Annotated in this window: 33 protein-coding genes; 7 read left to right on the top strand and 26 right to left on the bottom strand. The window is 37.0% G+C overall.

Annotated features, from left to right (window positions below; genetic code table 11):
• Position 1: 1 nt before the first annotated feature.
• From ftsL to FS608_RS08275, 9 genes are all read right to left on the bottom strand, one after another.
• On the bottom strand, positions 2-355 hold the full coding sequence (gene ftsL / locus FS608_RS08315) for a cell division protein FtsL (protein ID WP_144548879.1): 354 nt from the start codon (positions 353-355) through the stop codon (positions 2-4).
• A gap of 61 nt (positions 356-416) precedes the next feature.
• Entirely contained in the window at positions 417-1349 is a 933-nt protein-coding gene (gene rsmH, locus FS608_RS08310) for a 16S rRNA (cytosine(1402)-N(4))-methyltransferase RsmH (protein ID WP_144548877.1), read from the bottom strand.
• A gap of 63 nt (positions 1350-1412) precedes the next feature.
• On the bottom strand, positions 1413-1844 hold the full coding sequence (gene mraZ / locus FS608_RS08305) for a division/cell wall cluster transcriptional repressor MraZ (protein ID WP_144548875.1): 432 nt from the start codon (positions 1842-1844) through the stop codon (positions 1413-1415).
• A gap of 372 nt (positions 1845-2216) precedes the next feature.
• The gene (gene bshC, locus FS608_RS08300) at positions 2217-3851 is read right to left on the bottom strand and encodes a bacillithiol biosynthesis cysteine-adding enzyme BshC (RefSeq protein ID WP_144548873.1); all 1635 of its coding nucleotides are present in this window, start codon (positions 3849-3851) and stop codon (positions 2217-2219) included.
• A gap of 88 nt (positions 3852-3939) precedes the next feature.
• Positions 3940-4335 (bottom strand): DUF3397 family protein, encoded by a 396-nt coding sequence (locus FS608_RS08295; protein ID WP_144548871.1) that lies wholly within the window; start codon positions 4333-4335, stop codon positions 3940-3942.
• Entirely contained in the window at positions 4332-5234 is a 903-nt protein-coding gene (locus FS608_RS08290) for a 2-dehydropantoate 2-reductase (protein WP_144548869.1), read from the bottom strand. Before FS608_RS08290 ends, FS608_RS08295 begins: the two co-directional genes overlap by 4 nt.
• Positions 5235-5354: 120 nt before the next feature.
• Positions 5355-6896 carry an acyl-CoA carboxylase subunit beta gene (locus tag FS608_RS08285; protein WP_144548867.1) on the bottom strand — a complete coding sequence of 514 codons (1542 nt, stop codon included), beginning with the start codon at positions 6894-6896 and terminating at the stop codon, positions 5355-5357.
• 21 nt (positions 6897-6917) lie between these two features.
• Entirely contained in the window at positions 6918-7130 is a 213-nt protein-coding gene (locus FS608_RS08280) for a biotin/lipoyl-containing protein (protein ID WP_144548865.1), read from the bottom strand.
• A 13-nt stretch (positions 7131-7143) separates the two neighbouring features.
• Positions 7144-8481: an acetyl-CoA carboxylase biotin carboxylase subunit gene (locus tag FS608_RS08275; RefSeq protein WP_144548862.1), complete on the bottom strand. Its 1338-nt coding sequence runs from the start codon at positions 8479-8481 to the stop codon at positions 7144-7146.
• Between the two features lie 236 nt (positions 8482-8717).
• On the opposite strand from FS608_RS08275, the gene FS608_RS08270 reads away from it, so the two are divergent.
• Positions 8718-9194 (top strand): N-acetyltransferase, encoded by a 477-nt coding sequence (locus tag FS608_RS08270; protein ID WP_144548860.1) that lies wholly within the window; start codon positions 8718-8720, stop codon positions 9192-9194.
• 36 nt (positions 9195-9230) lie between these two features.
• Here the strand turns inward: FS608_RS08270 and FS608_RS08265 are convergent, their stop codons facing one another.
• From FS608_RS08265 to FS608_RS08250, 4 genes are all read right to left on the bottom strand, one after another.
• Positions 9231-9860, bottom strand: a complete 630-nt coding sequence (locus FS608_RS08265) for an RsfA family transcriptional regulator (RefSeq protein ID WP_144548858.1) — start codon at positions 9858-9860, stop codon at positions 9231-9233.
• Between the two features lie 83 nt (positions 9861-9943).
• Positions 9944-10678, bottom strand: coding sequence for an enoyl-CoA hydratase/isomerase family protein (locus FS608_RS08260; RefSeq protein WP_144549391.1), 735 nt, complete (start codon positions 10676-10678; stop codon positions 9944-9946).
• A gap of 138 nt (positions 10679-10816) precedes the next feature.
• Positions 10817-10990, bottom strand: coding sequence for a 50S ribosomal protein L32 (rpmF, locus tag FS608_RS08255; protein ID WP_026566356.1), 174 nt, complete (start codon positions 10988-10990; stop codon positions 10817-10819).
• An 89-nt stretch (positions 10991-11079) separates the two neighbouring features.
• Positions 11080-11601 (bottom strand): YceD family protein, encoded by a 522-nt coding sequence (locus FS608_RS08250; RefSeq protein ID WP_144548856.1) that lies wholly within the window; start codon positions 11599-11601, stop codon positions 11080-11082.
• A gap of 255 nt (positions 11602-11856) precedes the next feature.
• On the opposite strand from FS608_RS08250, the gene FS608_RS08245 reads away from it, so the two are divergent.
• Complete coding sequence (locus tag FS608_RS08245) at positions 11857-13071, top strand: nucleotidyltransferase (protein WP_144548854.1); 1215 nt, start codon at positions 11857-11859, stop codon at positions 13069-13071.
• A gap of 220 nt (positions 13072-13291) precedes the next feature.
• Here the strand turns inward: FS608_RS08245 and FS608_RS08240 are convergent, their stop codons facing one another.
• A complete protein-coding gene (locus FS608_RS08240; RefSeq protein ID WP_144548852.1) occupies positions 13292-14311 on the bottom strand; it encodes a SepM family pheromone-processing serine protease in 1020 nt (339 codons plus the stop codon).
• Positions 14312-14319: 8 nt separating this feature from the next.
• Positions 14320-15099, bottom strand: a complete 780-nt coding sequence (locus FS608_RS08235) for a patatin-like phospholipase family protein (RefSeq protein WP_144548850.1) — start codon at positions 15097-15099, stop codon at positions 14320-14322.
• Positions 15100-15332: 233 nt separating this feature from the next.
• Between FS608_RS08235 and ylbJ the strand changes: the two genes are divergently transcribed.
• Entirely contained in the window at positions 15333-16547 is a 1215-nt protein-coding gene (gene ylbJ, locus FS608_RS08230) for a sporulation integral membrane protein YlbJ (RefSeq protein ID WP_144548848.1), read from the top strand.
• A gap of 37 nt (positions 16548-16584) precedes the next feature.
• Here ylbJ and coaD read toward each other — a convergent pair whose 3' ends face one another.
• The gene (gene coaD, locus FS608_RS08225) at positions 16585-17067 is read right to left on the bottom strand and encodes a pantetheine-phosphate adenylyltransferase (RefSeq protein ID WP_144548845.1); all 483 of its coding nucleotides are present in this window, start codon (positions 17065-17067) and stop codon (positions 16585-16587) included.
• Between the two features lie 12 nt (positions 17068-17079).
• A complete protein-coding gene (gene rsmD, locus FS608_RS08220; protein ID WP_144548825.1) occupies positions 17080-17640 on the bottom strand; it encodes a 16S rRNA (guanine(966)-N(2))-methyltransferase RsmD in 561 nt (186 codons plus the stop codon).
• A gap of 408 nt (positions 17641-18048) precedes the next feature.
• Between rsmD and FS608_RS08215 the strand changes: the two genes are divergently transcribed.
• The gene (locus FS608_RS08215; protein ID WP_144548823.1) at positions 18049-18438 is read left to right on the top strand and encodes a DUF7147 family protein; all 390 of its coding nucleotides are present in this window, start codon (positions 18049-18051) and stop codon (positions 18436-18438) included.
• A gap of 34 nt (positions 18439-18472) precedes the next feature.
• Here the strand turns inward: FS608_RS08215 and FS608_RS08210 are convergent, their stop codons facing one another.
• The 5 genes from FS608_RS08210 to FS608_RS08190 form a co-directional block, all read right to left on the bottom strand.
• Positions 18473-18748: a YlbG family protein gene (locus FS608_RS08210; RefSeq protein ID WP_026566347.1), complete on the bottom strand. Its 276-nt coding sequence runs from the start codon at positions 18746-18748 to the stop codon at positions 18473-18475.
• A 157-nt stretch (positions 18749-18905) separates the two neighbouring features.
• On the bottom strand, positions 18906-19349 hold the full coding sequence (locus FS608_RS08205; RefSeq protein ID WP_144548821.1) for a YlbF/YmcA family competence regulator: 444 nt from the start codon (positions 19347-19349) through the stop codon (positions 18906-18908).
• 61 nt (positions 19350-19410) lie between these two features.
• Complete coding sequence (locus tag FS608_RS08200) at positions 19411-19776, bottom strand: hypothetical protein (protein WP_144548819.1); 366 nt, start codon at positions 19774-19776, stop codon at positions 19411-19413.
• 108 nt (positions 19777-19884) lie between these two features.
• Positions 19885-20124 (bottom strand): YlbE-like family protein, encoded by a 240-nt coding sequence (locus FS608_RS08195; RefSeq protein ID WP_144548817.1) that lies wholly within the window; start codon positions 20122-20124, stop codon positions 19885-19887.
• 19 nt (positions 20125-20143) lie between these two features.
• The gene (locus FS608_RS08190) at positions 20144-20548 is read right to left on the bottom strand and encodes a YlbD family protein (RefSeq protein WP_144548815.1); all 405 of its coding nucleotides are present in this window, start codon (positions 20546-20548) and stop codon (positions 20144-20146) included.
• A gap of 148 nt (positions 20549-20696) precedes the next feature.
• Here FS608_RS08190 and FS608_RS08185 point away from each other — a divergent pair, with 148 nt between their 5' ends.
• Together FS608_RS08185 and FS608_RS08180 are read left to right on the top strand one after the other, a co-directional pair.
• Positions 20697-21182 carry a PaaI family thioesterase gene (locus FS608_RS08185; RefSeq protein ID WP_144548813.1) on the top strand — a complete coding sequence of 162 codons (486 nt, stop codon included), beginning with the start codon at positions 20697-20699 and terminating at the stop codon, positions 21180-21182.
• A 20-nt stretch (positions 21183-21202) separates the two neighbouring features.
• Positions 21203-21562 (top strand): hypothetical protein, encoded by a 360-nt coding sequence (locus tag FS608_RS08180; protein WP_144548811.1) that lies wholly within the window; start codon positions 21203-21205, stop codon positions 21560-21562.
• Between the two features lie 16 nt (positions 21563-21578).
• Here the strand turns inward: FS608_RS08180 and FS608_RS08175 are convergent, their stop codons facing one another.
• Together FS608_RS08175 and FS608_RS08170 are read right to left on the bottom strand one after the other, a co-directional pair.
• On the bottom strand, positions 21579-22661 hold the full coding sequence (locus tag FS608_RS08175; RefSeq protein WP_144548809.1) for a CAP domain-containing protein: 1083 nt from the start codon (positions 22659-22661) through the stop codon (positions 21579-21581).
• A 179-nt stretch (positions 22662-22840) separates the two neighbouring features.
• The gene (locus tag FS608_RS08170) at positions 22841-23275 is read right to left on the bottom strand and encodes a CBS domain-containing protein (RefSeq protein ID WP_144548807.1); all 435 of its coding nucleotides are present in this window, start codon (positions 23273-23275) and stop codon (positions 22841-22843) included.
• 191 nt (positions 23276-23466) lie between these two features.
• Here FS608_RS08170 and FS608_RS08165 point away from each other — a divergent pair, with 191 nt between their 5' ends.
• Positions 23467-23826 (top strand): YugN family protein, encoded by a 360-nt coding sequence (locus tag FS608_RS08165; protein WP_144548805.1) that lies wholly within the window; start codon positions 23467-23469, stop codon positions 23824-23826.
• Positions 23827-23864: 38 nt separating this feature from the next.
• On the opposite strand, the gene FS608_RS08160 is transcribed toward FS608_RS08165, so the two are convergent.
• Together FS608_RS08160 and ctaG are read right to left on the bottom strand one after the other, a co-directional pair.
• Positions 23865-24329 carry a DUF420 domain-containing protein gene (locus FS608_RS08160; protein ID WP_144548803.1) on the bottom strand — a complete coding sequence of 155 codons (465 nt, stop codon included), beginning with the start codon at positions 24327-24329 and terminating at the stop codon, positions 23865-23867.
• A 120-nt stretch (positions 24330-24449) separates the two neighbouring features.
• A complete protein-coding gene (gene ctaG, locus FS608_RS08155; protein ID WP_144548801.1) occupies positions 24450-25355 on the bottom strand; it encodes a cytochrome c oxidase assembly factor CtaG in 906 nt (301 codons plus the stop codon).
• Positions 25356-25438: the final 83 nt, after the last annotated feature.

Below are 25438 nucleotides of genomic sequence, written 5' to 3'. Positions count from 1 at the left end.
TCTAATGCACTACCTTGACGTTATTTTCATTTTTTATTAGGCCCATTTCCTTGGCCTTCTTATAAATTCGATCGTACGCACTCAATTCACTTACTTGAACCTGCAAATCACTATTTACTTTCTGTTGTTCCGACACCCTTGATTCCATAATTTGTATATCTTTGTTAACATCGTAAATTTTGGCTTGATTTGAAATAATATGAACGGCACCAAAACATACAAATCCGGCAAAGGCTATTCCAATTATTTTTTCCCCTGGAGTCAGCCAGGATTTTTTAATAATGACTTGTCTCTTTTGTTGGACTTTCTGCTCCGTGTGTTGCTGTTCTAATTTCTTCCTGGCAAGATTACTCAAACTTTTCCCCTCCAGCTTATTATCTATTTTTAAATCTAGGTTTGCATTTCTGGACTTTTTCTCATAGCTTTTCGGCAACTCTTAACTTAGCAGATCTAGCGCGATTATTTTGCTCTAATTCTTCATCAGATGGAAGGATCGGCTTCCGTGAAATTAACTTTAATATCGGTTTATACTCATCTGGAATGATTGGTAAACCTGGAGGTAAATTAGGAGTCTCACTTGCCTTCTTAAAGGCTGCCTTGCAAATCCTGTCCTCAAGTGAGTGGAAGGTAATAACGCTTATTCTTCCCTCAGGGTTTAGCAAGTCAATCGCTTGATTAATTGACTGTTCGAACACAGCTAATTCATCATTCACGGCAATTCTGACTGCTTGAAAAACTCGCTTAGCCGGATGTCCACCTTTCCTTCTTGCAGGGGCTGGAATCGCATCCTTAATCAACTCTACTAATTCTGCAGTCGTTTCAATCGGCTTTACCATCCTTGCTGCTTCTATTTTTCGAGCTATTTGTTTAGAGAATTTCTCCTCCCCATAGCGAAAAAAGATGCGCACCAAATCTTCATAGGCCCAATGATTAACCACATCGTAGGCAGAAATATCGGCTTCATTATCCATTCTCATATCAAGTGGTGCATCATGGTGATAACTAAAACCTCTTTCTGGAGTATCCAATTGCGGAGAAGAAACTCCTAAGTCGTATAGAACTCCATCCACTTTAACAATTCCTCGATTTTCAAGTTCTTCTTTCAAGTATAAGAAATTGCTTTTAATAATTTCTAAACGATCCCCATATTCAGCCAACTTCTCTTTTGCGTGTGCAATTGCAGTTTCATCTTGGTCAAATGCATATAGTTTACCGTGGGTTCCAAGTTTTGAAAGAATGAGTGAACTATGCCCCGCTCCACCCAAAGTACAATCAACATAAATTCCATCAGGCTTAATATTTAAGCCATCAACAGCTTCCTTTAACAATACAGTTGTATGTTCAAACATGTAGTAACCACCTTTTCCAATCGAACGATATATAACAGAAAATATATTAACATAATTTATCCATTATATATCAAAGCCAATCATATTTTCTGCAATTTCTGCAAAAGATTCTTCTGACTCAGTAAAATAGTCTTCCCAAATCTGCTTGCTCCAAATTTCAATTCGATTGGAAACACCTAAAATTACACATTCTTTTTCCAACTTTGCATATTGCAAAAGTGGTGCAGGGATATTAATCCTTCCTTGTTTATCGAGTTCACTCTCTGTTGCTCCTGAAAAGAAGAATCTAGTAAAAGCCCGGGCATCTTTTTTTGTCAGAGGTAAGCCTTTTAATTTCTCTTCAATCAGCCCCCACTCTGATAACGGGTAACCAAACAAACATTGATCCAAACCACGTGTAATGATAAACATGTCACCAAGTTCATCACGGAATTTGGAGGGCACGATCAGTCGGCCTTTATTATCAATGCTGTGATGGTATTCACCCATGAACATACCCACGACCCCCACTTTCTATTAAAAATGTACCACATTCCCCCACTTTCCACCACCCATTTTTAAACTATTCTTCTTAAAACCCTGAAATCCTTTTTTATCCAGAAATTTCTCAAAAAAAAAAAAAAACTTCACAGCTGTGAAGTTCAGATTATCGAGAAAGGTTGTTAGAATTGGCTATGCAAACCGGCCAGTTGATTTCCGCTCCGGTCACTCGCTTTCCGCGGGAGGTCCGGGAGCCCGCGGAAAGCGAAGCTCCTGGAACGGAAATCAACAGACTAGTTTAATGAGCAAAAAAAAAAGACTGTCGGTTTAAAACCCGAAATCCTTCGGATTTGTCGACAGTCTGAAACATCACAGCTGTGAAGTTTTCTACATTTTCATTACCTTATGCCGGCCATCAAATTCAAATGTACCTGACATTAGATCATGAATAAAATTCAACCCATATTGATTTAGGTAATAAAATATATTCCAAACTCTTTCTTGAGGGAAGCCATCCGGCCTTAATGATAGTTCCACACGGTCATATTTTTTAAGGATATTATCGTGTTTCAACTTTCCTGCTTCATATAATTTGGTTTCCATAAACCCGATTTCTTTAAGTAAGTAACCTTCATTTTTCTTTAACAAAGGTAGTAAACCGCGGTCTAACTCAGATGTCTTATCTTCTATTAATCGGTACTGATTTATTAATTGTTCTTTCGCGAGCGAAAATAGCGAAACCACTTCTTTATCTTTTATTTTTTCTAGAAATTGATTTCTCTCTTTTTCCATTCCATTGCTTAATATATCGGTTAAGTTTAAATGTAAATCAGAAACATCTGTTTCAACCGATCGATCAAGAATCGTAATGTTCAAACGAGGAACAATGGGAGGCATCTTAATTTGAAAATGCTCAAAGACTAGTTTTAGTTCTGCCCAGTAAGAAATTTCTCCCGGTCCCGCAATGAAAGCAATGGATGGGAAGAGCCATTCCTGCATTAATGGCCGAGTCACCACATTATTACTTAAAGAAGCTGGATTCTCCTCTGCATACTCCACTAATTGTTCTCTTGAAAATGTTAAAGCCCCATTTTTCCCCACAAAACAACCATTATCCCGATCATATTCAAGTAAAATCCGGTCATGCATTTTCTGGTCATAATAAAATAGGTTCGCATTCTTTTCACTTGCATCAATTGTTACCGGAAAACCTTTTTCGCCAATTCGCGTTTGTTGTTCCAATAATTTGTTTGTAATCGCTTCATGGTCTAGGATTTGCTTTTTAAAAAATTCTTTCTGCAGCATTCGAAACTCTTTGTTACCAGAATCGACAATTAATAACCCGTAATCCTTGAACAATTCCATTATAATGTTGGCAAAGAAATCGACGAAGGTGGTTGATATCGATATTTGTTCTTCAGCGAATTTTAATAATGTATTTGTATGTTCTGTCTCACCGAAGTTTTCAATTAAATTGTGTACCCAAGTAAGACAGTCTTCTTTGTTTAGCTGAATATCAGAGACCATCTTCTTTTGAAGCATTCTTGCAGGGTATGTCCATTTATCAACCTTTTGGTTCGCTGGTACAAACACATGATTAACTTCTTGAAAATCATGGTCTTCTCCAGCAATCCAAAATACAGGAATCACCGGCACTCCTAGCTGTGCCTCTTTTTGCTCCGCCAATTTAATAATAGAGATTACCTTATGTATTGAATATAACGGGCCGGTTAAAATACCTGCCTGCTGTCCCCCAATAACAACGAGGCTATTATTTGATTTTAGTTTATCGATTGACTTTATAACAGCTTCAGACGATGGAAACCGCTTCATAAAGCTCTCAATGTGTTCAGCAACCTCTAAGCGAGGAAATGATCGGTTACTAAGTTCAGCAACTCGTTTGGCATCATCGGTTCCATCATTAAACCGGTAATGAAAAAAAGGCTGGATTTCTGGAGATTGGTCCAAATAATTCGAAGCAAACCGATTGGTTGCTGGTAAAGAGAGATTTAAAATCTCCATTCATGTACTTCCTTTCTGATCACCCAAATTCATTCTGTTAAGAGTATACCACTACCAACCGAATTTGAAAAAAACTTTGGCTTATATTTCAGCTGGTAAAAGTAAAAATCAATGCTCGATGAATTAATCCATAAAATGTTAAGGTGAGGTAAGCAAGAAGAAAAAGGAGAAAATTAAAACGCCAAAAACCCTTTATCACTTTTTTTAAGATAATTTCTTCTTTTACTTTCCAATGAACCAACACAAAAATCATCGCAATTAATATCATTATTAATATAATTAACCAAAAATATGATTTTTCCCATATAGTAACAATTAAAAAATGAACGGATATAATAAATAAAAATGTTGTAGAATCTAGTGAGGTATGAACTGCCTTTCGCGTATTTTTTGTCACAAGTTTCATTACCATAAAAACAAATAGAAATCCTAAAAATGGGATGGCGAAGAAAATAGAGATGAAGTAGGATAGAAAAGTAATCAAACGTATTCCTCCTTTTTCATTTCTTTACCTTTAATTAAATAATATAGGTTCGCCACTTGTGGAGCTTTCAAACCTTTGTGTTCAGCCTCTTCTAAAATATATCCCAATATTGCATCCACTTCTGTCAGTCTGTGCGCTTCTATATCTTTAAGCATGGAGGAACGGTTAGCAGAAGTATTTTTACAAATAGTAATAATTTGCTGCAATTGTTCTTCTGTATTTTCTAGATTTAAGATCGAAGATACCTCGGAATATAAATTTTTTAGGACCTGAAAATAGTATTCATTTTTTATTAATTTTCCATTTTCCACCTCGAGGATGGCAGTTAATGGATTAATAACGGCATTGACAACTAGTTTACTCAGCAGCATTGTAAAATAATCCTCCTTAAAAACAAGCGGAAATTCCAATGGTGCAAGAGAGATACATTTATACAAAAGTGCTGGATCCCCTTTAAATACGGCAACTTTTGTCACAGCTTCACCATTATGGGAAACGGTATATGAATTTTCTTTCAGCGCACCGTGCTCAACTGAACCAACAAAAATATTAGTGAACGGGATGGTTTCAAGCTGTTTTAAATGGCCCATGCCATTCTGTAAAAATAAGAGATTGTTAGGAAGAATGGGCAACTGATTAATTTTTTCGATAATTGGCTGAAGCTGATATTGCTTAACGGAAATGATGGTAAGATCCTCATTTCCCTTCCATTCTTTTATTGGCAAAGTCTTTATTTTGGATATCGTTTGTTCATCTTTTTTCTTCAGCACAATTCCATATTTAGTTATCTCTGTTGCTTGTTCTGGTGTTCTGGTGTATAACGTAACATCTAAAATTCTACTAAAATATGCTGCGAATAACAGTCCAATTGACCCTGCACCAATAATTCCAACCTTCATGGTAACCCCTCTTTTTAGTCGTCTTTACCCATATTTTATCAGAAGCCGCCGATAGTTTGTTACTAAGAATTTGAAAAAAATTAAACCCTATTCGACAAACACCGAATAGGGCCAATAAAGTTAGACAGGGTATACCGGATGCTTACGCATGCTAAAATTTAATTCCTTGGTTTCGTAATAGGCAAAGCGTTGAACCAGAACATTTCTTAATTCTGATGGAGCGACAATTTCATCAACAATTAATTCTGATGCCAACTTATAAATGTCGATATGTTCTTTGTATTCTTTATGCTTTTCTTGGACAAATGCTATTTTTTCTTTCGGATCTTCGATTTGATTAATCTTATTGGAATAAACCGCATTTACAGCTGCTTCTGGTCCCATAACTGCAATTTGTGCTGTCGGTAAAGCGATACAGCAATCCGGCTCAAAAGCCGGTCCAGCCATAGCATATAGACCAGCACCATACGCTTTTCTAACAATAACTGAAATTTTCGGGACCGTGGCTGAACTCATCGCAGCAATTAACTTGGCCCCATGACGGATAATGCCCGCACGCTCCACCTTTGTTCCAATCATGAAACCAGGTACATCCGCCAAAAATAAAAGAGGAATATGAAAGGCATCACAGAGTTGAATGAATTTTGCTGCTTTATCTGCAGAATCTACAAATAAAACACCGCCTTTCACTTTCGGTTGATTAGCAATAATTCCAATCGGTCTTCCATCGATTCTTGCAAACCCCGTTATCAATTCAGGAGCAAACAATTTTTTAATTTCATAAAAACTTTCATTGTCCACAAGCCTATCAATACATTCATACATATCAAACGGTGCATTTTGATTTTCAGGAATAATTGCTTCTAATTCACGACCCTGTTTTGCTTCTACACCAGTAGTCATCTTTGGTTTTTCTTTAAAGCTAGCAGGAAAGTAGCTGATATATTTTTTGGCTGATTCGATTGCTTCCTCTTCACTATAGGCAAGAATATCCCCGCAGCCGCTAACTGAACAATGCATTCTTGCACCGCCCATTTCCTCAAGTGTCACTTTTTCGCCGATTACCTTTTCAGCCATCCTTGGTGACCCCAAATACATAGAAGAATTTTGGTCGACCATTATGACGATATCACAAAAGGCAGGAATGTAAGCGCCGCCAGCCGCGGAAGGGCCAAACAAAATGCATACCTGCGGAATCATCCCGGAAAGTTTCACTTGATTGTAGAAGATCCTTCCTGCTCCCCGGCGATTTGGAAACATCTCTAATTGATCAGTTATTCTTGCCCCTGCGGAATCGACAAGATAGAATAACGGGACCTTTAATTTTTCTGCAACTTCTTGAATGCGAATAATCTTTTCAACGGTTCTTGCTCCCCATGAACCAGCTTTGATCGTTGAATCATTCGCCATAACACAAACCGTTTGGCCATTAATTTTCCCAATTGCTGTGACAACACCATCTGCAGGAAGATCACCAGCTTTAAAATTAGCAAATTTACCATCTTCCTCATATTTCCCGTCATCAAACAATAAGGCAAGTCGCTCACGTACAAATAACTTTTTTTGCTCTTTAGCTTTCTGATGATATTTTGGATGCCCACCAGCTTCAATTAGTTTACGGTTCTCATTTAATTGCTCATTCAATGTATTGGTTACAGCCATAATTTTCACCCCTCAAAACTTTTATTCTAGGACGATCAGTACGTCGCCTTCATTAACGAAATCACCAATGTTTACTTTTACATCTAATACCAAACCTTCTGCATTGCTTTCAATCGGAATTTCCATTTTCATCGATTCAAGCATCACGACTTCTTGACCCAGTTGAACTTGATTCCCTTTTGCTGCAAATATATTTAAAACTGTCCCTGCCATGCTTGCTGTGATTTCTTTCATTTTCATTCTCTCCTTAATTCACTAAATTTTTTGCTAAAAAGCTTGTGTTGTACTTCCCCTTTTGAAAGTCATTATCTGTTAATACATTAAGAAAAAGTGGTGCATTTGTTTTAATTCCTTCGATTTTCAGGCCTTTAAAGAAGCGAATTGCTTCTTCTAATGCCTTTTCACGTGTTTTATTGTGAATAATAATTTTCGCAATCATTGGATCATAGAACGGTGTAACCGTTCCACCTTCATCATAACCTGTATCAATTCTCACTCCCGCTGAATGACTCCAATCAAGCTTGTTAATTTTACCTGGCGACGGTAAAAAGCGGACAGGGTCTTCAGCATAAAGCCTAAATTCAATGGCGTGGCCTGACAAAGTGATTTCATCCTGCAGCAACGGTAACCGTTCACCCCGAGAGATAAGGATTTGCCATTTCACTAAATCGAGACCAGTTATCATTTCAGTCACCGGATGTTCAACCTGGAGGCGGGTGTTCATTTCTAAAAAATAAAAATTTTCGTTCTCATCAACAATAAATTCAATTGTCCCTGCATTTGTATAATTAACAGCCCTCGCCGCTTTTAAGGCTGTTTCAAACATCTTGTTTCGTGAATCTTCCGATAAACAAGGTGACGGAGATTCCTCGATTACTTTTTGATGTCTTCTTTGAATCGAACAATTTCTTTCAAACAAGTGGACGATATTTCCATGGCTGTCTCCAAACACCTGGACTTCAACGTGTCTCGCATCTTTGATATATTTTTCGATAAAGACTTCGTCTGAGCCAAAATAGGCCATTGCTCTGGCTTTAGTCTGGGCGAAAGACTTATTGAGCGCTTGCTCATCTTCACAAAATACCATTCCAATCCCGCCGCCTCCGCTGCTTGCCTTCAGCATCACAGGGTAACCAATTGTATCTGCAAGAGCAACTGCTTCCTCACTGGTTTTTAATCCGTAGCCACTGCCGGGAACGACCGGGACCCCCGCCTTTTCCATCGTTCGACGCGAAATAATTTTATCACCCATTAATTCAATAGTTGCCGGGTTCGGACCGATAAAAATAATACCTTCCTCCATTGCTCGTTTAGCAAATGCAGCATTTTCAGATAAAAAGCCGTAACCAGGGTGAATTCCATCTACTTTCTCCCGTTTTGCTATTTCTAAAATTTTATCAACTTGTAAATAGGACTTGTTTACAGGAGGTTCCCCCACACAGAAAGCCATCGTTGCTTCTTTTACAAAGGGCATATCCTTATCAGCTTCGGAATAGATAGCAATTGTTTCAATCCCCATCTCCTGACAGGTTCGAATAATCCGAAGGGCAATTTCTCCTCGATTAGCAATTAAAATTTTTTGCACACTTTTTCCCCTTTCGTCCCCTTTTTATTCCACCATTTATATGTTTCTACATGATTCTCTGAATTTCCTGCAAAATTTTGAAAACGCTTTCCGAACTTATATGAAGAATTTTTTGAGTTTTTGTTATATAATGAAGGGGATTCATTTGAAAAATGCCAAAATTAATTCATTTCATGTTATTCAAGAGCAAATGAATATATACAAGATTATGAGTAATCATATTTAGGAGGTTGACTATGGCAGTAAAAGTGGAAAGACTCAAGGTAAATTTTAAAACACTAGAAGAGTTTAAAAAATTTAAAGAATATGGGATTCAAGAATTATCCATGCTTGAAGATCTTGAGGCAAATATGGTTGATAATAATAGCGACTCCCCTTTTTATGGTATTTATTTCGGAGATAAATTAGTAGCCAGAATGAGTTTATACCAAATCGATGCAAAGTTTGACCGCTATTTCTATCCACCGCAAAATTACTTAGAGTTATGGAAACTTGAGGTATTACCTGATTATCAAGGTAAGGGTTACGGCAAAGTCCTTGTCGAATTTGCGAAAAGCTTTGGTCTCCCGATTAAGACTAATCCAAGAGTACAATCAAGAGATTTTTGGGAAAAGATGGGCTTTGCGAATGTAGATTACGATATGGAGCGTGACCGTGGCGAAAATCCATTGGTTTGGTACCCTTCAGGCGTAGAGGCACAACATCATAATTAATACAAATTAAAAAGCGGACAATTGGGTCCGCTTTTTCTACTTTTCTACTCTTTCAAGATTACCATTTTTGTCCATTTGGAATTTTACTTTTTGTTGTCGATCCTCATCCTGAAGAACTACCATTTTCCGAGCTCTTTCCATAATTTCAATTAACGAACGATAATCCTCTTCAATTGCTTTTAAATTTTTAGATAATCTTTCGTTTTCTGCCGCCAAATAATATGCCTTTTTTTCCAACTCTTTAATTTTTTCATTCGATTTCTTCCGTTCTGCTTCATTGTTGGATGAGGCCTGTGCTTTTTGTTGAAGCCCTTCTAAATAATGGATCACCGCCGTAAATGTAATCGTGCTTTCCTGTTCATTTCCTGTTGGTGAAGGAACAGCTTCTACTTTTACTGGTTCTTCAATGGTTTCTATTTCATTCGACATTGGCTGTTTTTTCAACTCTTTACGCTGCTTTTTAGCCAGCTCAATGCCTGATTTATACTGTTTTCTAACAAACGAATTCCAACGAAAGCCACAGGCTGCTGAGGTACGCGTGAGCTGCTTTCCTACTTCTTCGAATGCTTGCAGCTGCGTCCCGCCTTCCCGGATGTGTCGTAACACAACCTCAGCAAGCAACAAGTCTTCATCTTGGGACCATGCATCTTGTCGAGTCGGTGACATTAAATCATCCCTCCTAGTGTTTTTATAATACATATGCATCTACTAGAAAAGATAGACTTAATCAATCCCTGTGTTTTTCATCTTTATTCATTGTTTTTTCGTATAAACGCATTTACATATTCATGATGGATATCGCTTTCCCAGAGGATAGCACAATTTCTAACCTCTTCCTCTATTCTTTCGCGCAGTTTTGTTTCTTCCCACTTTCTAATCCAAATCCTTTTATAGGATTTTACTACATTTACATCGTTAGATATCAATTCTCCAAGGTATGTTTCACAAGCCTGAAGAGGTTGATCAGTATATAGAGAGTTAATAAACCCAATTTCCTTTAAATATGAGGCTGTTTGGAGTTCTGCTTCCATTAAAAGCTTCATTGCACTGGCAACAGGCAACTTCTCTGCTAAAATTGAACCTCCGCCCCATCCCGTTGTTATTCCTTGCTTCCCTTGCACAAACCCTGCCAATATACCTTCTCTCGCTAAGCGAAAATCGCAGGCAGCTGCAAGTTCACAACCGCCGCCAACCGCTGTTCCATTCATGAGAGCAATCGTCGGAATAGGAAGTGTAAGCAGCGAATAAAGAATATTTGCCATTTTTGAGAGCATTCCATAAGCTTCTTCCTTTGTGCGAAGGGAGTGAAAAACAGATAAGTCTCCACCTGAACAAAAAGCGCGATCATCTTCTCCGGTAATAACCAGTGCCTTAATATCAGGGTGAAAAGATCTTTTTATTGCTTCTGCTAATCCTTCCATGACATCAAAATTAATAGCATTTCTTTTTTCACTTCTAGTAATAGTAAATATCAAAAAACCCATATTACGCTTTTCAATCTTGTACGACAACCTACAACACAGCCCTTCGTATTATTTTCGCAAAAATGAGTATGTATAATTCCAGAAGAACGACAAAAGCACAAGGGAATTAAACCCTTGTGCTTTCTATCTTATCGAAAATTAGTCGTTCACTACGTCTTTTCCTTTGTATGTTCCGCAAGCTTTACATACACGGTGTGAAAGTTTCATTTCACCACAGTTTGGGCAGCTTACCATACCAGGTACGTTTAATTTAAAATGAGTACGACGTTTTCTTTTTGCAGTTTTAGAAGTCCTTCTAAAAGGTACAGCCATTCTTCCCACCTCCTTAAAGAGTATTAAGAAAGTAATGAAGGCCAGGAATGCTGGGTCTTCACTTTGCTTCTTAGATTTGTCGATTAAATTTACGAAGAAGAATTGTTTTCATCGAAGAATTTTGCGAGACCTGCTAGTCTCGGATCAATTTTTTTAGATTGATCTTCTCCATGAACAACTTCCCAATCCTTGCCAGATTGTGGAGCAGCATCTTCACGATTAACATCTTCGCAAAAAACTTGCATTGGTACCTCAAGTAAAAGAATCTCTCGAAGGATTGGCATTACATCAATCACTTCACCTTTCACTTGATATGCTTCCTCTTCAGCTTCATAAACTGAACCTTGTAAGAGGAACGTTTCAGTTGTTTCGACATTAATTGGAAGTTTAACATCCACTAAAGTACGAGAACACGGAAGTATTAAGTAACCTTCGATTGTTAAATGGAATGTTACTTTTGTTGAATCGATATCGCCCCGACCGGTAATATGCATCGGAGAAACTTCTCGGATGGTTGGATCATCTTGTTTAATCTCATCCACACGAACTATCTCATCAATAATAAATTCCTTGTTTCGATATTTTTGTAATTGACTTAATGTCCATTTCAATTGAATCACCCCAAGGCAACAAAGGTAATTATAGCCTTCGATAAATTTTTTGTCAATGTTTTTTCTTTACACCCCGTCAGATGATTAAAAAAGCAAAATGCACCTGCCTATTTCCTATACTAGTTTAACCAGATACGCCTTTTGCAAACATCCTTAATATCTTACCATATAATTTGATTGGTTTCCTTAAAATATTGCTATAATGTTAAGAAAAGCGGAAGCATATAAGAATTTAAGGTTATAAGGAGATTAGAAATGAGAGCTGTTGGATTAATCGTGGAATACAACCCTTTTCATAATGGGCATGCCTATCATTTACAAGCATCTAAGGAAGCAGCAGAAGCTGATATTGTTATTGCAGTAATGAGTGGTAACTTTTTACAGCGTGGGGAACCTGCACTTGTATCCAAATGGCAGCGAACCAAAATGGCATTGCTCAATGGTGTAGATATTGTTTTTGAACTGCCATATTGCTTCGCCACTCAAAAAGCGGGAACCTTTGCAAATGGTGCAGTGTCAATGTTGGATGCAGTTGGCTCTGATTGCCTCTGTTTCGGCAGCGAAAGCGGAGACATATCGAATTTCATTCAAACAATTGAATACCTAGAAGAGAAGCATCATCCATTTAATAAAAACATAAAACAGTTCCTTGACACAGGTGTCAGTTATCCAAGAGCTTTATCCCTTGCTTATGAACAATTGCCAGATTCGGATAAATATTTAGATTTAACTATGCCCAATAATATTCTAGGACTCGAATACATAAAAGCTATAAAACAACAAAAGTCGAATGTCATCCCAATGACAATTGCTAGAAAAAATGCTAACTACCATGATCAAGAGTTTACCTCTGCAACGATTGCAAGTGCCACCAGTATCAGGAAAGCCATCTTTGCTGACAGCGAAGGAGAATCAGCTATAGACCAATATGTACCACAGCCGACCAAACAGTTACTAAAAGAATATTTACTATCTTATCAAGTATTTCACCAATGGGAAAACTATTGGAGTTATCTTCAATATCGTTTAATTCATGCTAGCCCGGAAGAGCTGAGAGATATATACGAAATGGAAGAGGGGCTTGAAAATAGACTTCTCTCTGCGGCTCGAGAGGCTGATACTTTTCTTGAGTTTATGCAGAAAATTAAAACGAAACGTTATACTTGGACTAGGCTGCAAAGGTTATGTGTTCATATTTTAACTAATTCGAAAAAAGAGGAGATGGCAATGATCTCAGAAAAAGCCACTTATTTAAGACTTCTTGGTATAACCACAAAGGGCAAGGAATACCTAAATAAAAACAAGGCTCATCTCAGTCTCCCTCTAATATCGAAACTTTCTTCTTATAAAGGAAAAGAGATTAACCTAGATATTAAAGCAGCACGGATTTATTCTCTCGGCATTCCTAGTCATTTAAAAAATAAAATGATTCATCAAGAATATGAGCAGCCACCTATTTATATAAAGTAAAAAGCTCTGTTAAACAGGGCCTGTTGATTTCCGCTCCAGTCGCGTGCGGTTCGCGGGCGTTGCAGGGAGCCTCCTCGGCGCTTTAAGAGCCTGCGGGGTCTCCCCAGCCCCGTACTCCTATAGGAGTCTCGCGCCTTCCGCTCCAATCAACAGGGTGCCAAAATCAACAATATTTCCTAACTTAACCATAATAAAAAGATGATGCAGGCGCACCATCTTTTTATTTTTCCTTTAGGTTTTCTAAATAGCTAACAGCTTCGTCAAATGTATCGATAGGAACAATTTTCATTTTAGTTTTTATCTCACGGGCGGTCTTGACTGCATCCCGGTAATTGGAATTCTTTATTCCTTTCTCATTAGGGGCTAAAAAGATTTCCGCGCCTGCCTTGTCCGCCGCAACAATTTTTTGTTCAATTCCGCCAATAGGACCAACAGTCCCGTCCACTTCAATAGTACCTGTTCCTGCAATCTGATAGCCTTTCGTCAAATCTCCTTCTGCCAACTGGTTATAAATTTCTAAAGAAAACATGAACCCTGCGGAAGGTCCGCCAATTTCATCCGTTTTAACCTTAACTTTTGGATCTACTATTATTTCTTTATCATCAACGAGCGAAATCCCAATTCCAACCTTTTGAGGATCCTCCTTAAAAGCCTGAAGTTTTAATGTGACATTCTTTGTACTTTTATTTCGTAAATATGTTAATTCTACCTTGTCACCCGCATGTTTCTTACTAACGTAATCAATGAATTTTTCCGATGAAGGTAATTGCTTCCCATCCACTTTAAAAATCCGGTCACCCGCGGAAAGTTTCCGGTATGCAGGCATATCAGGAATCACTTGGACCACATAAATCCCTTTATATTTGTATTTTACAGGCAACCCCGCTTTCCGGTATGCTACCTCTATTGCATTTAGTTTCGACCCCGCCATAAGATGAAGCTGTCTTGCGTTGTATTCTTCCTCGGTTTCTTTTTTATTTAATATCATATCAAGTGGATAAAGCTCTTCATAATTTCGAACCTTTGCTTCTATATAAGAGAATATATTGGCTCTACCTATTCTAACCGTCGTAAGCATAAAGTTCCCTTCATCTTTATCCCCGCCTTCAACAGTAATGATTGGTCCGAGTTCCTTCGCCATTCCCGGTTTGGAGACATAATATGGCAGTGAATAAAACATACCCCAAATAAAAAGTATCGTAATAATTAGAGCAGACCCTATATATATTTTTTTGCGCATAGCAGTATTTACCCCTTCCACTGTTCAATCACGGTTTTTATTTGCGTTATGTGTTTTTTCGCTTCTGCCTCACCTAGATTAATAATCTCCTCAATATTTGTGAAGGCTCGTGAACTATAGATTTCGACAGGAGGGCGAATCATTACACTAGCGGCAATTTCCCGATTGTTAATTATTTCTGCTTGCATAATATCTATGCTCTGCATGATGACATCATAAATAGAGGTAATTTCGGCATTACGCTTTACCCTGGAAACATCGACTGCGATAACGATATCCGCCCCCATCTCCTTAGCGACAGAAACAGGAACACGATCAGATACACCGCCATCTACAAGGATTCTGCCATTATATTTTTCCGGTACAAAAATTCCAGGTATCGAAATACTTGCTCGGACAGCATCTGCGACAGAACCCGTTTTAAATACCACCTTTTCCCCCGTCAATAAATCAGTGGCGACGATTCCAATTGGAATCGAAAGCTCCTCAATATTTTTACCGTGGGTAAATACCTTAATAAATTCTTTTACTTTTTTTCCTGAAATAAAGCCCATTTTTGGAACTGTAAAGTCTAAAAAGTACTTCCTCTTGAAGGCAGTGGATAATTTATATAACCGATCCATATCAATACCTGCACCGTAAAAACTTGCAACTAGTGCTCCCATACTGCTGCCTGCAATCAGATGAATTGGAATTTCAGCATCAATTAATGCTTTAATGACACCTAAGTGAGCAAACCCGCGTGCACCTCCTGAACCAAGCGCCAAGCCTATTTTTGGGTGCTCCATAATTGTAGACCTCCTATCAATACCTAATCAAAATAATTGATTTCTTAATTGACGGACTTTACGAATTCCTTCCATGTAAAAGTGAAATCTCGTTCAATCTTATGGTCTAAATAAACGTTCTATGAGTATATTTGAGTTATATGAGGACAAGTCAGGATGGAATATTTCTTTATTTTACCATTCATTTAATCGATTGCACAGTTCAACGATTTCCTCGGGAGGAGGTCTCTTCATTGTTTCGGGCCAAATTAAAAACAATTTTTTTATCCATATCCGTCACCATTCTAGCTGGCTCTCTAATATTTTATCCACAAGAGTCCTTAGATGCATCCATTCGCGGCCTAAATATGTGGTGGGAAATTGTTTTTCCATCCTTATTACCATTTTTTATTGTTTCTGAAATGTTAATTGGCTTCGGAGTTGTAAAATTTATTGGTGTATTATTGGAACCGTTAATGAGACCCCTTTTTAAGGTTCCTGGTGTGGGCGGATTTGTTTGGGCCATGGGTATGGCTTCTGGATTTCCGGCTGGAGCAAAGTTCACGGCAAGATTAAGAGAAGAAGGCCAGCTAACACGAATTGAAGCTGAAAGACTTGTTTCTTTCACTAATTCATCAAATCCATTATTTATTTTTGGGGCTGTTTCGGTAGGATTTTTCTATAATCCACATTTAGGGGTTATCCTTGCACTATCTCATTATTTAGGAAATATTTGTGTTGGATTAATTATGCGCTTTTATGGAAAAGAGTCACCTGATGAAATCACATCGAAAAGGAAGAAGTTCAAAATCCGTTCCGCTTTATCAGCTTTGCATCAAACAAGATTAAAAGATAATCGACCAATTGGAAAACTACTTGGGGATGCCGTTAATTCATCCATTCAAACCTTATTAATGGTTGGCGGGTTTATCATTCTTTTCTCTGTAATAAACAAAATACTTTATCATTTACATATCACAGCCACATTGGCAAAATCTGTTGAGGTGCTGCTATCAGCGTTGTCCTTCCCAGAAATGTTGAGTATTCCGTTTATTTCAGGTTTATTTGAGATCACTTTAGGCAGTCAACTAACTAGTCAAAATCCAGATGCTACCCTTTTACAAAAAGCGATGATTACCAGCTTTATCTTAGCCTTTAGTGGTTTTAGTGTCCAAGCCCAAGTTGCAAGTATTCTGGCACAAACAGATATTAGGTTTAAACCATTTTTTATGGCGAGAATTCTTCAAGGTATTTTCGCAAGTTTGTTTGCATTGATTTTATGGAAGCCTGTTTATTTGCGCTTTAATGGGAATGAGCAGCCTTCAAATGCTTTGCCAGTTAGTTTTTTCGAGGATGGATCATGGGCGGGCCACCTATTTCATAAAATGATGGTCTTTGGGCCGATTATCACCATCATCTCACTCTTAGTGTATGTGCTTATATTGTTTTCCCGCTTAAAAAAACAATAATAAAAGAGCTGGCATGCAAGCCTGGCTCTTTTTTCATTTACCCTATAAATTTCTTTTGTAATTCTTTTTCAACGATTGGCGGGACAAGTGACGAAATGTCCCCGTTATATTTTGCCACTTCTTTAACAATACTTGAGCTTAAGAAGGAATATTGATTGTTCGTCATGATAAAAAAGGTTTCAATCTCATCATTTAGAACTCTGTTCATTGAAGTAATTTGCATTTCGTACTCAAAGTCCGAAACAGCACGCAATCCACGGATGATGGCATTAGCATTTACAGCCTTTGCATAATCAACAAGTAAGCCAGAATGGACATCTACCTTAACATTTGGAAGATCTTTTGTTACTTCCTTTATTAGATTCATTCGCTCATCAACAGTGAATAACGGATTTTTAGATGAATTATTTAAAACGCTCACATAGACGGTATCAAATACTTTGGCACCTCTTCTAATAATATCTAAATGACCATATGTAATTGGATCAAAGCTTCCTGGACAAACGGCTATTCTTGTCAACTTGATTCCCCCTTACTCAATATCTGTTCGAATATAAATGGTTACCGCAATTATCCCATACTTCTCATGTTTTATCTGGCTAAATCGCCCTACTGATTTCGGTAATTCAACATCAAAGCTATGTTCACAGACAATGATTCCATCCTCGTTTACTACATTCTGTTTATCCATCTTTTCCATTAAACTGACCAGTTGCTGTTTTTTGTATGGCGGATCTAAAAATATGTAATCAAAGCTGATATCTCTTTTTATCAGAGCCTTTAATGCTCTATCGGCATCATTGCGATAAACCTCCGCTTGATCCTCAAATTTACAAGCTTTTATATTTTCATGAATTACTTGAATGGCCTTGGACTCACGGTCAATGAAAATAACCCTTTCTAATCCTCTGCTAAGCGCTTCTAATCCTAACCCACCACTGCCAGCAAACAGGTCTAACCCGATCCCACCATCAAAATAAGGACCAATCATATTAAATAAAGCTTCTTTGACCTTATCAGTTGTCGGCCTCGTCGTATTTCCTGGAACTGCTTTCAGCGGTCTTCCTTTACAACTGCCTGAAACCACTCTCACTTACCTATCACCACATTTTTTTCAGAAATAATTTCTTAATACATCCTACCATAATTTATAAAAACTAGACAATTTCTGTGGATGATATCTTATTAATTTTATCAAAGCACACCAAAGATTGTCATATCTCGAAATTTTATCATAAAACACGTATAAGCTTTTGGGTTGTGGAAATAATGTAATTAACAACATCAATTCGAGGATGTTGTTGCCAACCGCGGAGAAGACTTACGTTTCCCCATAAGTTCTTCCTCCGGTTTCTCCTCTCCCTTTGCCTTCTATCCTTTATGAGGATGTGGAAGGACCCTGCAGAAAGTTCTGCAGGTTTTTTTTTTGCTTTTTATTCAAAAAATCCATTATAAGTGATAAAGTATTGTAGAATTGATCCATTATAAAGGAGCGTTTTAATTGATCCAGCGTTTTATTGAATTAGGTGAAGGATATTCAGATTTATATGAGTTACTAGAGCTAATTAATGCCAATCAGCACCGTCTTCAACATCTGCTTGCACTTCACACAAAGATTGATGGGAAGGAACTGACTTCCTTGGTCGTTATTTTTAAACCTACAGATCCAGGAAAGTTTCAACCGCTTTATATTTGTCGTGAGGGCATACCGAATCCAAATTATTGTCCTAATAAAAGGTATGAACTCTTTGCCCAAACCGCTGCTGCGTACAATAAACAAATTCACGAACTATCGGTAAAGCCATCTTCTATCTTTTATGAAAAGGAACTTTATTTCCAATACCTAATTGGAATTCTGAGGCTTAATCATTATCTATCTCCACTCCAATAGAAAAAGGTGAGGGACCTGAATCGCCCTCACCTTTTTAGATACCCATTTTATAATCATATTCTTTTGCTTTATCGGGTGCTGAATTTTCATACTCCATTCTTAAGAATGGTTTATATGAAGGTTCTACTTTTTTTACAAACGAAAAAGAATTTAACTTTTCCATGATCTCATCTACTTCTTGTTGATTACAATAAAGTACAACATATTTCAGCTTTTTTGAAACATAATGTACATTTCCGAAGCGTCTAAGCATTTTAGCTTGTTTTAAAGAGTAAAGCCAAACCACCAATCCTTGTCTTTGAACAAACATACTATTTCCCCTTCAATAGAACCATCATTTTAACTAAGTCTAGCATATAAAAACGCTTCATTTCAATTCAAACTTTGTTTCATTTCAATATTGTATGGCTGTCACAAGAAAATTACTGCACTCTAAAAGAAAAAATCAGCTTTCTTTAGCTGATTTTTCACCCGCAATTACAGCTGCCACCGCCGCCACAACCACTGCTGTGACTGGATTTTGTTTCGAAAAACTGGTTGCCGGTTGGGACTTTTATATGTTCTGAGACAGCACCACCAACGATGATGCTGATGGCATCTAGAAGGTCTTGCAGGTCATTCTCTGCCAATTTAAACTCCGCTACTAGTGGATCCAAATCCATTTCTCTTTTACTTTCGCGGATTTGAGTCATTACTTTTTTATAATCAGGATGGTATTTCCCAAAGCGTTGAACCTCATCATATAATTCCTTTAGACTAACAAAACGCTTTATTTTACGCTGTGACTCCCTATTATTTTGCAATTTATATAAACAAATTTGATATTGTTCCGCAATTTCGGATTCCAGAACCATTTTTGCTAGTTGCTCAGCCTGTTCCAATAATTCGACTCTTTCTAATGTAGCAAGCACGATAACGCCCACCTCCACTGATATTTTAACATGAAAGTGTTAGTAATGCGAAAAATACAGATTATCTAGTGATATTTACCATAAATTCTTTTTCCATTCCATACGGTTGATTATTTAAATCAACCACTTCAAGTTTAACACTGTGGCTTCCCGGAGGTAGCCCTTTAATAATAAATGCTGCCGCATTAACTTCTGATTTTTTCTTACCATCAATCCATATAACTAGCTTTCCTAACTTCTTCTTTGATTGATCAGTTTCTCGAAAACTAATTCCTGAGACAATACAATTAACTAATACTTTTTCCCCTTTTATTTGGTGGTGGACAAATAATGAAGGTAATTCGGTTCTTGGCTTAATATGATTAAATCCGGAAAGCATTCCAATCAAAAAGATAATAAGGACTACCTGCGGAAACGGCTTTTTCATTTTGATTCACTCCTTCTTTGCTTGTATTGTTCGCCTCCATTTCATTTTTTAGTCTTAATCCTCTTGTTAACAACAAAAAAAGCCACAAAATAAATCATGTGGACTTTGTTAATTTTGAGTTTTCATTGCTTGAAACATATGATACATCATAGAAGCCATTTGTACGCTATTTGAAAATTTGTTCACTTGATCTGGAATAGTCTTTTTATAATAGTGTAACGATTCAATTTCAAGTGCCTGTAAATCATATGGATTTCTTGATAACTTTCGATACCAGATGGGTTGTTCGCGGATAAACTGCTTTAAATCCTTCTGACTTTCAATATATTCAAGCACATCTCTTCGCATAGATTAATACCCCTTCCTATCAGTCTTTTCTAAACAAAAAGGGATGTTTTGGTCCTTCTTGTGGTTTTGCTGGCCCCCCCGCTGGATTGTTCCCTTGAAATTGCGAAAGTACACCTTGGACCGCTCCGAGGGCCTGACTTAAGTTATTGATATGGTTTTGCATCTGGTTCGGGTCCATTTTCTTAACCATCCCCATAATCGTGGAAATCCAATCACTTTTCGATTCTGTGCTTTCTTCTTCAGCGGTCTCATTATTGGATCCAATCGTTTCCCAGCGGGTATCCTCTTCTCCTAATAAATACCACTCTTCATATAACTCTTGCCAGGTTGCCTTCCCCCTCCGTACTTCCTGGACAAGTTTAGGATTGTTTTTAACAAATTCTTTGAATTGTATAACGGTAGGGTGTAATTTTTTTTGTGTCATTTTTCTCACCTCAACCCATATTACTGCCAATAATACAATATGAAAGATAACTCAAAATGTGAAAGAACCTTGCAAGATGAATGTATTTAATATTTTTTCTGTTAATGATAAGATGTCAGAAGAATAAGAATTGAAAGAGGTATCTAGAATGAAAGATGAATTACGACAATTATTAGAAACATGTATCGAAAATGGTTCAGAAGCTGATCTAAATTCTATTGCCTATCTTTTAAGTGGGCTTAAAGAAAAAATTAATCAAAACCGCAGTACTTATATTGATGGGATTCTTCAAATGGACAGGAAATTTGAAGAGAATACTTGTGAAATTACCATTCCGCTTCATCCAATTCTTAATAATAACCTAGATATCGTCCATGGCGGAATTACTGCTACTGTCCTTGATACTGCGATGGGTAGTTTGGCTAATTACTATTTGCCAAAAGGATTTGGGGCTGTTACCAATCAATTAAATATCCATTACATAGCTCCAGGTATTGGAGAAACGCTTCGTTGTAAAGCGGAGATAGTCCATAAGGGCAGCAAAACAATGGTTATATCAGGGGAAGCCTACCGGGGTGACGGAAAAAAAATGGCATATGCAACAGGTACCTTCTTTATAATTAGCAAGTCATGACCGGAGGAGTTTGATACATAATGGTCACCGCCATCGTCATTCCAATTATTTGCCTTTACTTTTATTTGCTTACAAAAAAAGAGATGAAGGAAAATGATTCTAAGTGGGTCAATTCTGGTCACGTTCAGCACGAAGCAATCTTAATTGGGGAAATTAAAAGCATCATAGAGGAGAAGCAACGGTTTTATTATCACCGTTACATTCATGTTCAATCATTAAGATTGCAAACAGAAACAAAATTAATTACCGTCCAAAAGATAACGCCAATTACAAAAGACTTTCAGAAAGTTTCCTTTAAAGTAGGGGAAGTCATAAGAGTACATGGAATGTGGAAGGAGAATAAATTTTTATTTAACGAATATGTTATTGAAAAAAGGTGACCTTATCGTCACCTTTTTATTGTTCTATTTTTTGAATAAAATTTTGAGTATAGTATTTTTCAAAAACTCCTACTCCAAGATGTGAATATTCCTTATTTAATAGTGCCTCACGATGACCTTTACTATTGAGCCAACCTTCCACCACAGCAGGGCCATCGGTATAATTTGCCGCGATATTCTCACCTGCAGACTTATAAACCACTTCAGCAGTTTTTAGTCTTTTGTCGAGGTCTCCAAACTTCTTAGATGTATGTGAGAAGTCATTGTTTTCTGACATGTCCTTACTGTGTTGAAACGCTGCTTTTGCCGTATTTTCGTCCCACTTTAAAACCTTTAATTTATTTCTTGCCCTTAAGACATTAGTAATGTCAAATATCTCTTGTTCGGTATCTTCTTCAATCTTGCGCTGCATTTCCTCGCTAGGCTCAGGAGCCTGAATTAAGACACCATTATAAACAAGTTCATAGGGACGCTGCTTGATTAGTGTAGATGCATCTAAGAATCGAACACTTGAGAGGTTTCCGGTGAACTTATCCATATATAGTTGAACAAAAATATCACCCAATTGCACCATCGGTCGAAGATTTAAATCTGTATCGTTTAGTTCAAAGCGATAAGAATTTCCGTTAAATTCGAGATTAACATTCGTATCAATATAGTGAGTATTAAAAATTTCCTCAACTGGTTGTCCGATTTCAAATGGTGCTACATCTAAATTCTGACCAATGGCAAAAATCGTAACAATACGGTTATTTTCTACACCCACTTGTAAATAACCTTTAGGATTTGGATTATAAATATACCACTGATAGCCATACATAGACTCATCAATCCGTAAAGGTCTACCAAGTTCCTTTTCTAAATCCTCTTCATTTTTTCCAATTAATAAAGCCAAACCTTCATTTGGTTTTTCTGAGACAATTTTTTTACTGGGATTATTTACTGGGTTTTGAGTTATGTTTTGTTCTTTTATTTCTGATGTATTATTTTCTTTAATTAAAATAGCATCTTCATTATTTTCGTTTATACTAACATAAAAACCAATGGTTAAAAAAACCGCTGAAAGGATTAAAATTTTTGACAGTATACGCAGAGGCATTCACCCTCTCTGGAACTTTTTCTATCATTATATGTATAGATAAAATTATTATATCATCTATGACTTGAATAATAATAGTGATTATCATAAATATCAGTAAAATGAACTGATTAAAAGAAAACAGGTACACTGAGTACCTGTTTAATTATAATCACACTATTTTTTTTATATAATAATTCCTAGTGTTGTGCACTATTAAAGTTTTGTTCAGATATTTCGGTTAAGGCCACTTTTGCTTGATCATCAGTTAATTCTCGGATGGCGAAATCACCTAATGAAACAATTCCAACTAATTTATCTCCTTCTACCACAGGCAATCGGCGTATTTGATGTTCAGCCATTAATTTTGCCGCTTCCTTGCTTGTAGAATCAGGTGTAATGGTAATCAGTTGGTTACTCATAATATCTTCTACCTTGGTAGAACCAGGATGTTTTTCTGCAACGCCTCTTACGACAATATCACGGTCTGTTATCATACCCACAAGCTTATCCTGGTCGAGAATTGGAATAGCACCTACATTTAACTCTTTCATTTTTAAGGCCACTTCATATACATTATCCAATAATGTACAACCTTCAACTTCGCTAGTCATAATATCCCTGATATTTTCCATTTTCTTACCCCCATGGTATAATTATTTCCTCTTATCTTTATACTAGGTTTTCCAACCAATAATGTTTTATTCGCCTGAATCTATTCATTGCAAGTTGATTGATTTTCAACTATTATTAAAATTGAATAATAATTGCTTTACTGATAAAAGAAACTTTGGGGTAATGGTATTGTTTTTAGGAGGGATTATTTATGAAATTCGAGAATACTGAGATTGAGAAGTTAAAGGCTGACTTAAACCGTTTAGATGAAGTTATGTTAGATCACGGTTTAGTTCGCGAGGGGCAATGGGACTACGAACGTGTTACATATGACCGCAAGTTTGAGTTAAAAGAAGGGGTATTTTACCTGCGTGTCCGCGGCCATGCGGTAGAAGGTGACATTGGTGCAGATAGAGCAACCATTCAATTAATGACACCGCTTTTAGGTAAACACTATTATCCACATGGTGTTGAATATGGTGAAGGAGAAAACTTCCCTACCTCACTTGTGAATCAGTGTAAAAAGATTCTTGAAGCCGTCAAGGCTGAAGTAAGTAAATTCGCTCTATAAGAGCAAAAAAGACGCATGGACTCATGCGTCTTTTTATTTTACAGTCCTAGAATTGCTTTAATCATCGAAGTTGTCTCACCGCCTTGATAAAATACATAAAGCAGTAGGTAAACAGCAACTCCTGTAATCGCAGTGAAAAACCAAATGAGACTAGTAATTGGGCCGAGTTTGCGATGGATAGAAAGCTTGTTTTTGTATCCGGTCAAGATTGAGGCAATACCGAACCCAGCTCCAATTGTGGCAAGTGTTATATGAAAGATTAAAAATATGGTGTAATAAATTTTAATATTTTCTGGGCCACCAAACGACGTGTTCCCAATAAAGATTGTCCGGGAAGCATAAATGATAAAAAAGATTACAGCAAAAATAGCAGCCAAAAACATTGTTTTTTTGTGAGATTCAATCTTCTTTTGCGCTATTTGCCACCATCCAATGGCAACGGTAATAGCACTTAATACAATAAATGAAGTACTGATCGTAGGTAAAATCGGTAAGGAATTCATTCCATGTCCTCTCTTTTCTTTTATTCTACAATAATAGTAGTTCAACTACACTAACAATTCAACGGATAAACATGAAATATCCTCTAATTAGTAAAAAAATCTCCCAAAGAGTATGGGAGATTATTTTATGAGCAAAGGATTTAGCTGTGGCTTCATTTCTTGTTCAGTATCCGATTGATCTTTTCGATACCATTCATAGAAAACATGTCCAAGGATGACTCCATAGATGATTTCTTGAATAATTTTCATTAATACGCCGCCAAGCTGTTGATCATGAATTAAGGACATTGAACTAAAAAGTTGTGGACCACTTAAATTCAAGTTATCAAAGTTCGCCGAACCGACACAAAGACTCATTACTTGTCCCCAAACTTGAGGATCAGAATAGGTCGCATACATTGGTGTATCTGCAAAAATTATTAAAGCACAAGCAGGTGTTAGCAGAATTCCATCAGCAAAAATATAACCAACCTTTTTCAGACCACTTAATGTCTGTTGTTCAGGAAGACGGTTAAGTAATGGCCACCACATAAAGATTGCTACAAAAAATAAAAGGATGGAATAGCTAGCATGTAACCAGCCATTTTGCATAACGTGATCAAAAATAATTGGAACATGATAAAAAGAAAATAATCCATTAAAAACAATCAGTGCAATAAGTGGCTTTGTTAATACCTTAAAGACGGAGTCGATAGCCCTGATACTGAATAATTTTCTCCAAACCCAGTTTGGTATGCTTATGATTAAAATAGGTGGTACCACTAATACCAGAGCAGCCATTTGAATCATATGGACCCAAAACATAAGGTGTGCTAATAAATCAATAGGTGATCCCTTAATGGCATAAAGCAGGATGATTGATACTAGAAACAAAGAACCTTGTGTTTTCGTTAACGGCATACTATCTGGAAACCAGTTTCTATATTTTGTTGTAAGGACAAAATAACCTGCAGTAAATAGAAGTAAAATTAATAAAAAGTACGGGCTCCAAAGTGCTTTAAAACCAAATATATCTAGACTAAGCACCCAAATCACCTCTTTTTGATTTAAAAGAATTATTGATTATATTATACCCTTGGTCAAAACGATAAGCAAAGAAATATAGCATG

Source organism: Bacillus sp. X1(2014), from assembly GCF_007678255.1.
Note: the sequence above shows the minus strand (reverse complement) of the source record. Positions and strands in the feature narration are given on the sequence as shown.